This is a genomic window from Sphingopyxis sp., from assembly GCF_016463645.1.
GTDB lineage: Bacteria > Pseudomonadota > Alphaproteobacteria > Sphingomonadales > Sphingomonadaceae > Sphingopyxis.
Genome location: NZ_JAEMQX010000007.1, coordinates 1 through 15,289, shown reverse-complemented (window position 1 = coordinate 15,289; position 15,289 = coordinate 1). Strand labels below are relative to the sequence as shown.

Genomic DNA, 15,289 nt, shown 5'->3' with positions numbered 1-15,289 from the left:
GGGCTCAGCCGAAGACGAAATCGTCGGGCGAAAACGCCTGCGCGCCGCGGACGAAGATGCTGTCTGCGCCCATGGTGATGCGGACCCCGTCGCTGCTCGTCGTGAAACCGAGCTGCTCGTATGCGATGTCGAAGGCGCTGAGATCGATATGGTCCGTGCCCGGGGCGAAGTCGCTGATCTCGTCGGCACCCGATCCGGGCGCGAAGACGAACCAGTCGGCGCCAGCTCCGCCAGCGAGCAGGTCGTTGCCGCCGCCGCCGATCAGGTGATCGGGGCCGTCGCCGCCATAGAGCTTGTCGGCGCCGCCGGTCACCGTCGCGGCCGCCTCCCGGCCGTCGCCATAGAGCCAGTCATTGCCGTCGCCGCCCTCCAGCGTGTCGGCGCCGCCCCTCGCGCTGTCCCGCATCACGTCGCCGTCGCCGATCAGTATGTCGTTGCCCGCGCCACCGGTCAGCCGGTCGTTGCCTCCCTTGCCGCTGCCATAGACATTGGTCGCATCGCCGATCAGCAGGTCGGCGTCGTCGCCGCCGTCGAGCCGGTCGTTGGCGCCTTGGCTGCTCAGCCATTCCTGGTCGCCGACCAGCCGGTCCGCGCCCATGCCGCCGGTGAGCGTATCCGACTGCCAGCCGCCAATCAGCACGTCGGCACCCGACTGGCCCCGGAGCAGATCCTCGCCATTACCGCCCGCGAGCGTATCATCGCCCGAATTGCCGGCGATGTCGTCATTACCGCCCAGCCCGCCCAGCGTGTCGCTACCCGCGCCGCCGATCATCGCGTTGGCGAGCGCGTTTCCATCGCCCGTGAAATCGGCGGCGCCACGGCGGATCAATGCCTCGACATTCCCGCCGAGGGTATAGCTGTCGAGCGTCGTCTCGATCCGGTCGAACCCGGCGCCGGCGGCTTCGGTGATCCGGTCATCGGTGTCATCGACAAGAAAGATGTCGTCGCCCGCAGTGCCGAGCATCGCATCCGCGGTGGCGGTGGCGGGCAGTGGAAGCAGCGCGATAAAGTCGGTCGCGCCGGGCGAGGCTTCGCCCTGATCGACGGTCAACGTTTCGCGGATCGTCTCGACACCGACCAGACCGGCGAGCGAATCGCGGGTGGCAAGCGTCGCGAGTTCGGACCGGGTGATCTCGACGCCCTCCAGGATGAGCCGCCCCTGCGAGGAGATCACCTTGGTGCGCGATCCGGCATCATCGAAGCGTCCGCCGATCACGGTGACGTTGGCAGCGTCATCGAGCCAGAGCTGGTTCTGTTCGGAGATGCCGCCGCGCAGCACCGGGTTCAGGCCGACCGAATCGATCAGCGTCGCCTCGTCCCACAGCCGGTAGTTGCGACCGTTCTCCTCGCTGAGTGCGCGGATCAACAACGTGCCGCTCGACTTCAGGTCGTAGCCGCCGTCGCTGTTGCCGCGTGCGACCGTGTCGATGAAGCGTACGTCATGGACGCCGCGCTCGCTTGCGAAGCCATCGCCGTTGAAATAGGCACCGGCGGTGCTCTGGATATTCTCCATCACCACCCGGCTCAGTGTAACATTGTGCACGGTGCCGTCGAGATGCACACCTGCGGGCAGGTCGTCGCCCGTTTGCCCGGCCATGTCCGCCCTCACATTGTCGATCACCACATTGCTGGTGTCGTACTGGAGGCGGATCGCCGCTCTCGAAAAGCCCTGCACGTCGACATCGCGGATCGTCAGCCCGCTGATCGTCGCGGTACCCGAGGGCGCGCTGGCATAATCCTCGAAGAAGCGGCGGACATTGTTCGCGTCAACATCCTCGATATGGAGATTGCCGAGATCGGCGGTGACGCGGAAGGCGGTGCCGACATTGTCGATCTGCAAGTCGCGGAACATGAGATTGTCCGCGCCGGTGCCGAGTTTGAACAGCTCGTTGCCCGAAGCATCGCCCGCTTGCCAGTCGGGGGCGCGCGAGCCGGTGAACTGCGCGGCCATGGCCTTGCCGGCGGAATCGATGCCGCGCACCACCACCGGCTGGCCGTCCGCCCCGCCGCGCGTGATACCCAGGATGCCGGTGACGTTATAATCGCCTTTGTCGGCCAGCAGCAGCACCTCTCCCCCCGGTCCCGCCCGTCCGATCATCGTGTTGAGCGAACCGATCGACGCTGCATTGTCGATATCGCGGCCACTTTTGTCCCCGGAACCGGCGGGCGAGATGTACAGGCTTGACATGACGAACGACCCCTTGCTGTTTCAGCGAGGTTAACCTCGATCGGCTCGCCATGCTGCACCGCAATATGGTTAAGGCAGCATTATACAGATCATCGGTGAGGTTATTGCGACAGACCGTCGCCTACTTCCCGTTCGATTGCAGTGAGTTGCTTACAGAAACGCCCCGGGGGCGCAGGCTCGTCCCGGCGGCGACAGTAATCGACGGCTACGCCGGCTGGCGCCAGCGATAGGTGACATTCACGCGTTCGGACAGGATCAGATAGGGCATCCAGATAACGATGCTGATGAACGCCTTTTTGAGATTGCTCTCCAGCAGCGGGGCGATCGCCGCCGCGACCTCTGCGGGCAGGTGCGGCGCGCCGCTGACATATTGGGCGATCAGGATTTGCGAGGCGACGTCGACACCCCAAGCCAGAAGCAGCATGCGTGGGAAAAAGGGCATACGGCGCAGCGCCATGAAGAAGCAGAGTGTGTAGAGAAAATTCATGACGATCAGATCGGTCGCCATCGCGAAATAGATCATCTGGCCCCATATGGGCGCCGACCCCGTCATTGCGGGAACGCCCGCCATGAATTCGGCGGTACGGACCGGGACGTTCAGCAACATGCCGAGCAACAACGACGCCATGATCCCGACGGGACCGAAGGCCGGATGGTCGCGAGCCTCCAGCACGCCCAGCGAGCGCCAGCTTCCAACGCGCGCGAGGCGGATTTCGGGTTGCCCGAAGTCGGTGCCGCGCGGGAACAGCGCATTGGCGGTCCAATAGGCCAAGAAGGGGCTCGCGAGGATCAGCATGTGCGGCACGAACAGCACCAGCAACGACGGCAGACCATGCGCGGGCATGACGGGAAACAGGATGCGGATGAGGCAGATCAGCGCGACCACGACCGTCCAGCCGAGCAGCAGCCCGCGAACCTTGTCCTCCAGCGGCGCAACGAAGCGCACGCTCTGGCGGAACAGCCGCTCCTTCATCGTCCGGATTGCCCGACTGGTCATGTCGCAAACCTTCCCCTGTCCTGTGGAGCTTGTAAAGTCGGCATGGTTAACAAATCGTAGGGGACTTGGTTGCAGTGCGCGAGGAGGTGCGGGGCCGTGGCGGAGCGGCATCGCGTCGAAATGCAGCCCGGTCGCTCCGCAAGGTCAAAAAGTGCGCGGTAACTAATAGTTACGAATCGCCGCCGACTCGCGAGCGACTCACGAGCACCGTTAACCTCAAATCGGCGGTTTTCTGCCAAATGGTTAACAAAAATTAGTTATTAAAGTGCTGGTAATGCAGGTTAATAATTTATTGACCGTAGCGGGCAAAAGCGTTTCAATCATGGGGTTCCTGAGGGGGGGCCGCATTGACAGGTTGAACCGGCGCAAGCCGCAGTTTCAAAACCGGGTCGCGTCGGTTCCTATGCACTCCTTCCCCGGGAATGTCCGACCGCCTCCATGGGGGAGGGCAGGCCGGACATCACCGCCTCTCGGTGGCGGTAAGGAGTCGGACCAATGAAGAATTTTCTGAAGAATTTCGTGCGTGACGAAAGCGGCGCTTCGGCCGCGGAATATGTCCTGATCCTCGCGATCATCGGCACTGGCATCGCCGCCGGTTCGGTCATTCTCGGCGACGCCATCGGCGGCGCGATGGAACGAGCGGCAGGTGAGATCGACAATCTCGAATACACGCCTACCCCCTAAAGCTCTTTATCGACCGGACGCTGAATAGCGTCCGGTCAATATTGTTCAGGTCAGTGGGGGCGGCCTATGTTTTCGGGACGGAACGGCATAGTTGCCGGGGTGGCAGTCGTTTTAGGCTTGTTCGTCGCTTTTTTGGCGAACGCCTATTTCAGCGGGATTGAAAAGCAGGAAAAGCTGCGGACCGAACAGGCGCAGCTTGTGCCGGTGCTGGTGGCGGCGCAGCCGCTGGATTTCGGCACCGAATTGACCGCACAGAATACGAAAATTGTCGGCTGGCCCGCCGCTTCGATGCCTGAAGGGGCGTTGAGGACGGCCATCGGTGTCGTCGGCAATCCGCGCGGTCCGCGCGTGGCGCTGCGCCCGATCGCGGTCGGCGAACCCATTCTTTCATCCAAGATCACCGGAACCGGCGGTCGCGCCGCGGTCTCGGCGCTGCTTCCCGAGGGGATGCGCGCCGTCGCGGTCGGGGTCAACGCGGTGACCGGCGTCGGCGGGCTCGTGACCCCCGGCGATGTCGTCGACGTGCTCGTGACGCGCGAAATGGGCGGCGAGGGTGCCGGCGACAAGGACCGGATGACCGACATTGTGCTGGAAAAGGTGCGCGTCATCGCGGTCGACCAGGTATCCGACGAGGACAAGACCGACCCGAAGGTCGCGAAGACTGCGACGCTGGAGGTCGATGCCTTCGGCGCGCAGAAACTCGCGCTGGCAAGCGAGGTCGGCACCATCTCGCTCGCGCTTCGCAACGTGACGAGCATCGAGGACGGCGCCAACCAGACCGTTACCCAGCAGGATCTGGGCGGCGGCTGGCGCTCGGTGTCACGCCGCGGCCAACCGCAATCCTCGCCCGGCCTAGCCGGCCTGCCGCCCGGTTTCTACAGCGAAACCCCGGTGACGGCGCCGCGCTATGCCGCGCCGCGCGCGCCTGCACCCGCCGTGCCGCCGCGTCCCGCAGGGCCGTCGGTCGAAATCGTCCGCGGCGTTTCCACCACCACCTATGAGGTCAAACGCCATGGCTCGTGACAATCGCCGCCGCGTCATGCGCCGGGTCGCTCTTGCGCTCGCGCTGCCGCTGGCCTTCGCCGCCGTGTCGCCCGTCGCGCACGCGCAGATGAGCGCTGCCGGCGTCCACGCCGGACAGCTCGACGTGCCGCTCAACAAGAGCCAGACGGTGACGCTCGACCGTCCCTTCGGCCGCGCGATGATCGGGTCCGAAGAGATTGCGGACATCATGCCGATTTCCGACCGCTCCATCTATGTGCTCGGCAAGAAGATGGGGACGACCAGCCTGACCGTCTATGACAAGGGCGGGCGCGTCATCACCATCGTCGACGTCGCGGTCGGCCCCGATGTTCTGTCGCTGCGCCGCCAGCTTTCGGAACTGATGCCCGGGGAAAATATCAGCGCCCGCATCGCGAACGACGCGGTCGTGCTGTCGGGCGTCGTCAGCAGCGCTTCGGCGGCGCAGAACGCGGTCCAGATCGCGGGCACCTATGCGGGCGACAAGGTCGTCAACATGATGGGGGTCGGGTCGAGCCAGCAGGTGATGCTGGAGGTTCGTTTTTCGGAAATCAACCGCCAGACTGGCAAGGAAATCGGCGTCAGCGGCTTCCTTCGCAACCGGTCGGGCAGTTTCGACGGCGTGCTGGGCAACGGCGCGCAGCTCATTCCCGACCCGGATACCGGCGAGGGCGTATTGAAGCTTTCGTCGATCACCGAAAGCTTCGGTATTTTCCGCAAGAATTTCACGCTGGGGGGACTCAATATCCTTGGCGTGCTCGACACACTTGAGGACAAGGGGCTGGCGAAGACGCTCGCCGAACCGACGCTCGTCGCGCTCTCGGGCGAAAAGGCGAGCTTCCTCGCCGGCGGCGAATTTCCGATTCCCGTCGTCCAGGGCGGCGGAGGCCTTGGCGGCGATAGCAGTGGCGCGAGCATCACGATCGAGTTCAAGCCCTTCGGCGTCAGCCTGGGCTTCACGCCGACGATCCTCGCCGACGGCGTGATCAACATGATCGTCGAGCCCGAGGTCAGCTCGATCGATCCGAACAATTCGATCGTCCTCAACGACATCACCATCCCGGGACTCCAGACGCGGCGCGCGTCGACCACGCTCGAACTGCGCGATGGCGAATCCTTCGCCATCGCCGGGCTGATCCGTCAGGATTTCGCGACGACGGTGCGCCAGGTGCCGCTGCTCGGCTCGATTCCGATCATCGGATCGCTGTTCCGTTCGTCGGGCTTCAAGCGCGGCGAAACCGAATTGCTGATCGTCGTCACCCCGCGTCTCGTCCAGCCGATCAAATCGAACCAGGTTACCTTGCCAACCGAGCGCGTCGGCGACCCGGCCGAGATCGACCTGTTCCTGTTGGGTCGCACCGACACCGCGGTTCCCGCCGTCCCACCGGTTCAGCAGATGCCGCCGGCAAAGACGGGAACCGCGGAACGTCCCAAGGAAGGAAGCGGCTATGAATATTGATTTCCGTCTTGGCGCAGCGGCCGCCCTGGCGCTGATCGTCGCCGGCTGTACGCCGACCGACGTGACCTTCGGCAATGCCGTGCGACAGACGATGGCGGCGCAGGTCGTCAATCCCGACCCGCAATATGAGGATCCGATCCCCACCACCGAGGGGGCAAAGGCCGCCAAGGCGGTCGATCGCTACCGGACCGACAAGGTGAAACAACCCGATACGATCCGCACGACCGATACGGAAACCGGCGGGCCGAAATAGGACGGGGATGGGGCCGTGGGCAAGAATATCGATATGGAAGCGCCCGCAAACGATGGATTCCTGCGCTTGAACTGCAAGATCAAATTGTTGATATCCGAAGAGGAGTTCGCACGTTCGGCGCTTTCCCGCGATGAATTTTCGAACCTGTCTTTCGAACTGGTGAGCCTCGCTGCCGATGCGCCGGTTCTGCCCGACATGATCGGCGATGCCGAGCTGCTCGTCGTCGAGCTCGGCGCGGGCGATCCGCGGTCGATGCAGCGGCTGACCGCGCTCCGCGCGCGTCATCCCGGCTTGCCGCTGATCGTCGCGATGCGCGACGGCGATCTCGCCACGACGCGCGCGTTGATCCGCCAGGGGGTCGACGACGTCATCGCGCTGCCGATCCAGCGTGCCGAATTCGACGACGCGGTCAATAATCTGCTCGCCGCGACGGCGAAGGAGGCGATCGCCGACGCCGGACTGGCTCCGGTGATTGCGGTTGCGCAAAGCGTTGGCGGGATCGGGGCGACGACCATCGCGACGCACCTCGCCCACTTTCTGGGCGGGACGAGCGAGCGAGGCTGTTGCCTTGTCGATCTCGATCTGCAGTTCGGCAATGCGGCCTCCTATCTTGGCCGCCCTTCCGGGCTTACGATGGACGAATTGCTGGATGCGGGCGCGCGGGTCGATGGCGAGCTGCTGCGCAGCGTTGCGGCCAGCGACGAAGGCGTAGCAGTGATCGCGGCGCCCGAGAAGATCGCGCCGCTCGAAGCCGTCGAGATCGACCAGTTGATGCGGGTACTCGACCTCGCGCGGCGGCAGTATGACCATGTCGTGCTCGACCTGCCCGGCAACTGGGCCAATTGGACGCTGTCGGCGATCGACAAGGCGGACCTGATTCTGCTCGTGGTCGATCTGTCGATCGGCAGCCTGCGCCAGGCGCGCCGGCGGCTCACCCTGTTCGAGGAAACGGGGATCGATCCCTCGCGCATCCGGATCGTCGCCAACCGCGTCGAAAAGCGGATGTTCCGGACGATCGGGGTGCAGGATGCGGCCGACGCGCTCCGCTATCCGATATTCGCGACCGTCCACAGCGACTATGCGGTTGTCCAGTCGGCGCAGGATCAGGGTGTCCTCGTCGGCGCGGTCGCCCGCAAGAACAAGGTCGCAACCGATCTCGCGGCGCTGGCCGGGCAGATCGCCGCGGCGCTGGGCAGGGGCTAGGTCATATGTGGCAGGTCCAGCGGCAAAAGGGTTCAAAGGCGGACGAGGCGGCCGCGCGCGCGCCGGTTATGGCGGCAGCGTCCGGCGACGGCGCTCCCGAGCGCGGTGCGGCGCTTCTGTCGCTGAAAGTGCAGGTTCACCGCGAACTGCTCGACGAAATAAACCTCGCTCAGCTCGACAAGATGTCGCGCGCGCAGATCGAAGCGGAGGCAGGCGACGTGATCGCCGGCATCCTCGGTCGGCACCAGATGGCGCTGACCGCGATCGAGCGCAAAACGCTCGTGAGTAATGTGCTCGATGAACTGCTCGGACTGGGGCCGCTCGAACCGTTGCTCCAGGACGAAACGATCACCGATATTCTGGTCAATGGCCACGACACGGTTTTCGTCGAACGCTTGGGGTTGCTCGAGCATGTGGACACGCGCTTCAAGGATGAGCGACACCTTTTTCGTATCATCCAGAAAATTGCGAGCGGTGTGGGGCGTCGGATCGACGAGTCTTCGCCGTTCGTTGACGCGCGTCTGCCGAACGGGTCGCGCGTCAACGCGATTGTGCCGCCGCTGGCGCTCGATGGCTCGCTGCTCTCGATCCGCAAATTTTCGCACATCCCTATAGATATGGCGAAACTGGTCGAGTTCGGCAGCGTTCCGGCGGCCGTCGCGGAGGTGATGAAGGGAATCGTTGCGGCGCGGCGCAACATCCTGATTTCGGGGGGCACCGGATCGGGCAAGACGACCCTGCTCAATGCGGTGTCGTCCTTCATCGACGAACGCGAGCGCATCGTCACCATCGAAGATTCGGCCGAGCTGCAATTGCAACAATCGCACGTTGCGCGTCTCGAGACGCGTCCCCCCAATATCGAGGGCAGGGGCGAGGTGACGCAGCGCGACCTGGTAAAGAACGCGCTTCGGATGCGCCCGGACCGTATCATCATCGGCGAGGTTCGCGCCGGTGAGGCGTTCGACATGCTGCAGGCGATGAATACCGGTCACGACGGCTCGATGACGACCGTCCACGCCAACACCGCGCGCGACGCGCTGGCTCGCGTCGAACAGATGGTCAGCATGAGCGGTATCGAAATGTCGCCGCGCGCGGCACGGGCGCAGATCGCGTCGGCGATCAATGTCGTGGTGCAGATCGGCCGTCTTTCGGATGGCCGCCGACGGCTGCTCAGCCTGTCGGAGATCACCGGCATGGAAGGCGAGATCGTCACCATGCAGGACATATTCCTGTTCCGCATGACCGGACGCGACACCGACAATCGCGTGCTCGGTCATTTCGAGGCGACGGGCATTCGACCCAAGTTCCTCGAGACCCTGTCAGCGCATGGTATCGAACTGTCGCCGGATCTGTTTCGGCCCGATCGGCCGGTGGCATGATATGAACGAGACGGCTCTTCGTTTTGTGACGATGTTGGCACTTTTCGCGTTCATCGTGCTCGTGGCGCAACTGGCCGGTGGCGCCATCGCGGACCGACGCGCCAAAAGCCGGGCGGTCAATGCGCGCCTGCGTATGATCGAGGCCGGTATCGACCGGGAGACGGTAACCGCGAAACTCCGCAAGGACATGCCGCACGACATACCGGGCGCTCCGCAATGGGTTTCCAACGCAGCGCGTGCCTTTCACCGGACGCTTAACGCCGCAAATATCAAGCGTCCCGCCCGCGAGGTGTTCGGCGCGATGCTGCTCGGCACAGCGGTTGTGAGCGGCCTGATTCTCTCTCTCTCGGCGTGGTCGGGCGTCGCCGTCACCTTTGGCGTGATCCAGTTGGCGGTCGCAATGGGTGCTGTTGTCGGTATATTATTGCCTTGGATGGTGATTGGTCGGCTCGCCGATTCCCGCCGCCGTCGCCTGGAGAGCCAATTTCCGGTCGCGCTCGATGTTTTCGTCCGCGGATTGCGCGCAGGGCATCCGATCCCGGCGGCACTCAACCTGCTGGTCGAGGAAATGGAAGATCCCGTCGGCACCGAATTCGGTATCGTTGCCGACGAGATCGCTTTTGGTTTCGGGTTGCGCGAAGCCCTGTCACGCATGGCTCAGCGCTGGGGCTTGGCCGATATCGACATGTTCGTCGTGTCGGTTTCCGTCCAGATGGAAACCGGAGGGAATCTGGCGGAAATCTTGGAGAATCTGAGCCGGGTCATTCGCGAGCGCGCCAGCATGTTCATGAAGGTTCGCGCGCTCAGTTCGGAGGGCAGAATGACCGCGCTCGTTCTGACCATTCTGCCGATCCTGGCTTTCGCCGTGTTGTTTACGGTCAATCCCGGTTTCTACCTCGATGTTGCGGGAGACCCGATTTTCATCTTCGGTTTCGCCGGGATCTTGCTCCTTTATCTGATCGGCTTTTTCGCCATCCGACGGATGGTGGACCTGAAAGTGTAGCATGGTCGAACAAATCGCCTTGTCTCCCCTCATGCGATGGGCGGTCCTCCTGCTCTTGTTCGCTCTCGTATCCGCGCTTGCCTTTCTGGCGATCAGGACGCTGTTGAGTCGCAAGTTGATTCTGGACCGTCTGGGACAGGAATCGAAGCGCGCCATCCCGGAAAGCGCATCGGCCATGCAGGAAGCCATGGTCGCCAAGACGAGCGCTTGGGCCAAGCTGACCGAAAGGATCGAGCGGGGCGGATTCTCTCTGGGCGACTCCGACCCCAAAGCCCTGCAGGGCAAGATGATTGCAGCGGGTTATCGGTCGCCCCAGGCGCCAAAGATTTTCACGCTCGTTCGTCTGCTGCTGATCATCCTTTTGCCATCGCTGGTCGTCTTGCCGCAGCTGGCTTCGGACAAGCCAGTCTCTTTGCTGAACCTCTATCTTCAGGGAGCCGGTCTGGCGGTGATGGGGCTCATCCTGCCGAACCTCTATCTGACCGCCAGGGCGGATCGCCGCCGTCAGGAAATCGTGAACGGCTTTCCGGATTGCCTGGATCTGATGCTGGTTTGCGTCGAGGCGGGGATGGGGCTTGAAGCCGCGCTCGACCGGGTAGCCCGGGAAATGACCACATCGCACCCGCTCGTCGCGGAAACGCTTTTGCAGACGACCTTGGAACTGCGCGCCGGCGCCAGCCGCGAAGAGGCGTTACGTGCGATGGCGGACCGCACGCGCGTCGACGAAATTCGTGCCTTTTCGACCCTCCTGATCCAGTCCGACAAGCTTGGTTCCAGCATCGCGACGACGCTGCGTATCTATGCTTCGGAGATGCGCGAAAAGCGCAGGATGCGAGCGGAAGAAAAAGCGCACCGCCTGCCGGTCCTCCTGTCGATTCCCCTCGTTGCCTGCATGCTGCCCGTCATGGTCGGCGTGTTGATGCTGCCCGCCGCCGTTCGCGTGATCCGTGAGGTTGCGCCGGCCATGACTGGTAGCGGTTGATCATGCGCTTCCGTCCATTACCTGGCATGATCATCGCGGCATTGGCATTGACCAGTTGCTCCTTTGGTCCGCGCCTGCAGTCGGCGCTGCCCATGGTCAGGGATGTCCCCGTTCTCGCGGGCCTTTCGTCGGCGCAATCTCTCGAACGGGCACGCATTTTTCTTGCTTCCGGGCAGTATGGCTTGGCAATCGAACTGTTCAAGGCGGCGAGCCGCGATCCTTCTCTCGAGGTCGACAGTCTGAACGGCCTGGCTGTCGCATATGATGGTATCGGCCGGCGCGATGTGGCAGAGCGATATTTTCAAAGGGCGCTGGCCTTGCGGACCGATGACCAGCGAACCCGCCGCAATCTCGCGACCTTTTATGCGGCATCGCGGCAATCGGAGAAACGCCGATCACTGCTGGCCGAGGGGGCAGGCGCACCGGCGGGCGAGCCCGCGGAAATGTCCCGCTCGCCTGCAACCGAGCCGGGCTTATCTGCCGAGCCGTCGCCGGCCGAACATGCATTGGCGATCGCAGGTGGCGAATTGCGTAAATCGAGTCCTCTCGGTACGAGTTTTAGCCCTTTGCTGATCGAGGCCCGGCTTTCAGACCGCCCGCTCACGTTGTCTCCTTCCTCGTCTGACGAAATGGCGATAGCCTGCTTGGCGAGCGCCAATCCTGGCGACCGGAGCGATACGGACGGAATGCGGATGCTGCGCATCAGCGTCGGCGAGGTGTTCATCGCGACCCGGGTGGCCGGATCGGTGTGCTCGATCGTTCCGGAAAGTGCGGTCGCCATGCCCCAGCCTGCGGGAATGAGCAACAAGGTCTATCTCGGCCTGGTCGCCGCCTATCTCGATCAGATCAATCGTCTCGGTTATTTCGCGGGCGTCGGCCTGCCGACTGCGCAGGCCGCGATTTGATGTATCGGCTTCTCGATCGGATCACTGCCGTCGGGATGGGACTGGTCCTCTGCGCCGTCTCAACTACCGGCCTGTCGGCATCCGAACCGGCGGCATCGTCGGCAAAGGAAACAGAAACGCCGAGGGGGGCTCTGCTTCGCGCGGTCGACGATGCGCTGACGGGGCAGCGATATGTGGAAGCCGAGGCGCTGTTGGATCGTCTGGCGAAGCCGTCCGGAGACCCTGACGGCGAGGTGGACCTGCTGCGCGCCGAATGGCTCATCGCGGTTGGACAACCTGCCGAGGCGGCCTCACTCCTGACGTCGGTCGACCCCGACGGGCGGTGGAAATGCAGGAAACTGGCTGCTGAAATGATCGCTCTTGTCCGGATATCCCGGCTCGACGGGGCGGACCAACTTGCGACGCGCGCCGAAAAGGCCTGCGGCGAAGATCCGGTGTTCTGGCGCAGCGCCGGCCGGCTGCATCTTGCTCGCGATCGGGCGCCAGCTGCGGTCGCGGCGTTTCGCAAAAGCCTGTCGCTCGACCCCGCGAATGGCGGCGTGCAAAGGGATCTCGGCGTTGCCCTGATCGCCGCCGGCGATGCCTTGGAGGCGGCGAGCATCCTTTCCGCGCTTCTGCTCGTCGATCCGGACCAGACGGAGACACGGATCAATCTGGACTATGCAAACGGGATGCTCGGTCGGCAGCCATTGCGGCGGTCGTCGGACAGCGATTTGGTGTGGAGCCGGCGCCTTCAATACGCCGGCCTCGGTGCGCAACGCGCGAGCCATTCCCATCTTGCGGAGGCGTTGCTGGGTCAAGCGTTGATCGCGCGACCGCGTCATGACGAGCAGCTCTGGCAGCAATATGCCGCGGTAACGGGCCGCAAGGGCGAAGGGACCGCGCATTGATCGCAATCAAGGCCATCTATGTGGCCATTCTTGCACTCGCCGCCTATTCCGACGCGCGACGCTTCACCATCCCCAACCTCTATCCGCTGTTTCTGCTTCTGCTCGGCGGCATCGCGTGGTTCGCCGGCTTTCCTTTCGTCGCGCCGCTATGGTCGCACCTCCTGCATTTCGGGATCGCGTTGGGGATCGGGATGCTTCTGTTTCACTTCGGCTGGTTCGGCGGCGGCGATGTCAAGCTCTATGCTGCGGTGGCTTGGTGGTTCGGACTCTCGAACGGCTGGCTCCTGCTACTTGCCGTGTCGTTGAGCGGGGCGGTGGTGGTTGTGCTGGTGGTTTTCCTGCGGCTGATGTCGACCCTCCTCGATTCAGCCGATCGCACGAAGGGCGGCTTCAGGACGCGCCGGATTGCTTATGGATTGGCGATCGCGACGGGCGGAATCGGCTCGCTGCTCTGGACCTATCCCTGACTGGGAATTCGGATGTCCTTCTGAACGAGCGCGAGGAATCCGCCGTAGGCGATCAAGCCGGTGCCGGGCGACAGGCGCTTGCGCTGATCGTATAATCGAGAGGGATGATCGGTACCATCGCAACAAACGAATAGTCGGCCGTAACTTGCCTGCCGCATGCGGCGACCGTCGCTTCAAAAGCGTCGCCCGTCACCGGAACGCCCATCGCCTTGCTCGCTGCATAGCTTTTCACGTCGACGACCGTCGTGCATTGGGGGCGTTTGAGCGCATAGCAGCGCGCGGCATCCTCGACCGCCGACTGCAGCGAATTGCGCACCCACATCGTCCGGCCGAATTCGATAATTCCGAACGACAGGAGTAATAGCAAGGGAATGACGAGGGCGAACTCGGCGGCGACCGAACCGTGGCGGTCCGAATGCAAGCGCCGCGTCACGAGATGCGGACCTTTGCTTCGGCCGAAAGCGGCACCGGATTCGCCAACCCCGGCCAGCCGAAGATCGGACTATAGTCGGCGCTTGCGCCGACGGTCACATAATCCCCCGGCAGTTCTCCGCTATCGGGACACGCGACGCTGTCATCCTCTACCTCGACAACACCATTGGCGACGTCGGGACAGCCGAAGGTCTGTGTCGGGGTGCCCGCGGTGACCGTCAACCCGGTCGCATTGGTCACCGCGCTGTTGATCCCGGCTTCATCAAAGCCGTTGGTCAACGCGTAGCTCGCGCCCGCGCGCGCGGCTGCGCCGACCTGTATCTTGGCCCACGCCAGTCCGCCGACATCGACCGCGCCGAACAGCAGGATTGCCAATATCGGCAGGACCAAAACGAACTCTGCGGCGCTGGCGCCCGATCGATCGCTCAGAAATCGTTTCATCAACGCCGGTGTTATCATTTGGGGGCGCCTCATACCAGCAACGCAACCTTGCCGTCGCCTACGTCCCGGATCCCCGATCCCGGGCATTCGTCGTTCATATTGGCATTATTGTTGATCGAGACGACAAGTCCGACCAATTGCGTGCATTGCGCAGAGTTGAACACGCTGTTGTTCTTGATCGATAGTTCCTGGTTAGGGAAATAGAGAGCTCCCTGAACATTGAAGGTGGCATTGTTCCACGCGAGAATATTCGTTCCCAGATTACGGCCCATCATCGCAATGCCGGCATAGCTCCCGCTCGTCGGGGCTGTTAAATTGAAAATGAGATTGTTGCCGAGCGACACGGTTGTGCCGGGCCTCAGTAAGAGCGTGACCCCGGTTCCGTTGATCGTGACGCCGTTGTCCAATCGCAGAATGCCGCCAACAACGTAGGTTCCCGAAGCAAGGTTCAGTGTATTGTTGCTGGCGTTGTTCTTGATTTCGATGCCGCCACAGAATTGGCCTGCGGAATAATTGCCGCCGTTCGTGATCTTCGCCGAGTTGGTGCAGGGGCCTGGCGACGGAACGTCGGCATAGGGGTCGGGTATCGGTGTTACGCCGGTGACTTCTTGGCCAATCGAGATCTGGCCCGCATTCTGCTTGTTTATGGAACCCGCGACAAAGGCTGCGCCGTTGATCGTACTGCCGTTCTTCATCGACATATTCGCATTCGAATAGACGGCGCATCCTGGATTGCTGATGCTGTTGTTGTTGTCGATCGAGACGGCTGTGCCGCTCGTGCTGAGGCCGATGATACAGGCGGCTCCGCCCGAGGCGGTTCCGGCCACGGCGCGCGCGCGCGCCGTCGGGGCGCTGCCAAGGAAAAGCGCGGCGAGCCCCATCCTCTGGGGTTTCTCGACGATGACTTCCCAGAATTCGCCTGAATCCCCGTCTAGGTTGCTGAGCTTGTTCGTTGTGACAGTGACATCGTCCTGCCCGTCGACGAA

At 63.2% G+C, this 15,289-nt stretch carries 15 protein-coding genes and 1 pseudogene; 11 read left to right on the top strand and 5 right to left on the bottom strand.

Features of this window, described 5'->3' with window-relative positions; translation table 11 throughout:
* Window positions 1-4: 4 nt before the first annotated feature.
* Together JHC57_RS03455 and JHC57_RS03450 are read right to left on the bottom strand one after the other, a co-directional pair.
* Window positions 5-2,188, bottom strand: coding sequence for a calcium-binding protein (locus JHC57_RS03455; protein WP_294028696.1), 2,184 nt, complete (start codon window positions 2,186-2,188; stop codon window positions 5-7).
* 205 nt (window positions 2,189-2,393) lie between these two features.
* The gene (locus JHC57_RS03450; RefSeq protein WP_294028694.1) at window positions 2,394-3,185 is read right to left on the bottom strand and encodes a DUF2569 family protein; all 792 of its coding nucleotides are present in this window, start codon (window positions 3,183-3,185) and stop codon (window positions 2,394-2,396) included.
* Window positions 3,186-3,680: 495 nt separating this feature from the next.
* On the opposite strand from JHC57_RS03450, the gene JHC57_RS03445 reads away from it, so the two are divergent.
* The 11 genes from JHC57_RS03445 to JHC57_RS03395 all read left to right on the top strand — a co-directional run bounded on the left by JHC57_RS03445 (window position 3,681) and on the right by JHC57_RS03395 (window position 13,430).
* A complete protein-coding gene (locus JHC57_RS03445) occupies window positions 3,681-3,869 on the top strand; it encodes a Flp family type IVb pilin (RefSeq protein ID WP_294028692.1) in 189 nt (62 codons plus the stop codon).
* A 66-nt stretch (window positions 3,870-3,935) separates the two neighbouring features.
* Window positions 3,936-4,892, top strand: coding sequence for a Flp pilus assembly protein CpaB (gene cpaB / locus JHC57_RS03440; protein WP_294028690.1), 957 nt, complete (start codon window positions 3,936-3,938; stop codon window positions 4,890-4,892).
* Window positions 4,882-6,348, top strand: a complete 1,467-nt coding sequence (locus tag JHC57_RS03435) for a type II and III secretion system protein family protein (protein WP_294028689.1) — start codon at window positions 4,882-4,884, stop codon at window positions 6,346-6,348. The genes cpaB and JHC57_RS03435 overlap by 11 nt, the downstream gene beginning before the upstream one ends.
* Window positions 6,338-6,601 (top strand): hypothetical protein, encoded by a 264-nt coding sequence (locus JHC57_RS03430; RefSeq protein WP_294028687.1) that lies wholly within the window; start codon window positions 6,338-6,340, stop codon window positions 6,599-6,601. Before JHC57_RS03435 ends, JHC57_RS03430 begins: the two co-directional genes overlap by 11 nt.
* A 66-nt stretch (window positions 6,602-6,667) precedes the next feature.
* Complete coding sequence (locus JHC57_RS03425) at window positions 6,668-7,804, top strand: AAA family ATPase (RefSeq protein ID WP_294028685.1); 1,137 nt, start codon at window positions 6,668-6,670, stop codon at window positions 7,802-7,804.
* 68 nt (window positions 7,805-7,872) lie between these two features.
* Window positions 7,873-9,183 carry a CpaF family protein gene (locus JHC57_RS03420; RefSeq protein WP_366928525.1) on the top strand — a complete coding sequence of 437 codons (1,311 nt, stop codon included), beginning with the start codon at window positions 7,873-7,875 and terminating at the stop codon, window positions 9,181-9,183.
* Between the two features lies 1 nt (window position 9,184).
* Window positions 9,185-10,186: a type II secretion system F family protein gene (locus JHC57_RS03415; RefSeq protein WP_294028682.1), complete on the top strand. Its 1,002-nt coding sequence runs from the start codon at window positions 9,185-9,187 to the stop codon at window positions 10,184-10,186.
* A gap of 1 nt (window position 10,187) precedes the next feature.
* Complete coding sequence (locus JHC57_RS03410) at window positions 10,188-11,168, top strand: type II secretion system F family protein (protein WP_294028680.1); 981 nt, start codon at window positions 10,188-10,190, stop codon at window positions 11,166-11,168.
* Between the two features lie 26 nt (window positions 11,169-11,194).
* Window positions 11,195-12,073 (top strand): hypothetical protein, encoded by an 879-nt coding sequence (locus tag JHC57_RS03405; protein WP_294028678.1) that lies wholly within the window; start codon window positions 11,195-11,197, stop codon window positions 12,071-12,073.
* A gap of 173 nt (window positions 12,074-12,246) precedes the next feature.
* Complete coding sequence (locus tag JHC57_RS03400; RefSeq protein ID WP_294028676.1) at window positions 12,247-12,963, top strand: tetratricopeptide repeat protein; 717 nt, start codon at window positions 12,247-12,249, stop codon at window positions 12,961-12,963.
* Window positions 12,960-13,430 (top strand): prepilin peptidase, encoded by a 471-nt coding sequence (locus JHC57_RS03395; RefSeq protein WP_294028674.1) that lies wholly within the window; start codon window positions 12,960-12,962, stop codon window positions 13,428-13,430. Before JHC57_RS03400 ends, JHC57_RS03395 begins: the two co-directional genes overlap by 4 nt.
* Window positions 13,431-13,482: 52 nt before the next feature.
* Here JHC57_RS03395 and JHC57_RS03390 read toward each other — a convergent pair whose 3' ends face one another.
* From JHC57_RS03390 to JHC57_RS03380, 3 genes and pseudogenes are all read right to left on the bottom strand, one after another.
* Entirely contained in the window at window positions 13,483-13,863 is a 381-nt protein-coding gene (locus JHC57_RS03390) for a TadE family protein (RefSeq protein WP_294028672.1), read from the bottom strand.
* Window positions 13,860-14,303, bottom strand: coding sequence for a TadE/TadG family type IV pilus assembly protein (locus tag JHC57_RS03385; RefSeq protein ID WP_294028670.1), 444 nt, complete (start codon window positions 14,301-14,303; stop codon window positions 13,860-13,862). Before JHC57_RS03385 ends, JHC57_RS03390 begins: the two co-directional genes overlap by 4 nt.
* 29 nt (window positions 14,304-14,332) lie before the next feature.
* Window positions 14,333-15,289: pseudogene (locus tag JHC57_RS03380) on the bottom strand (hypothetical protein); the annotation flags it as partial.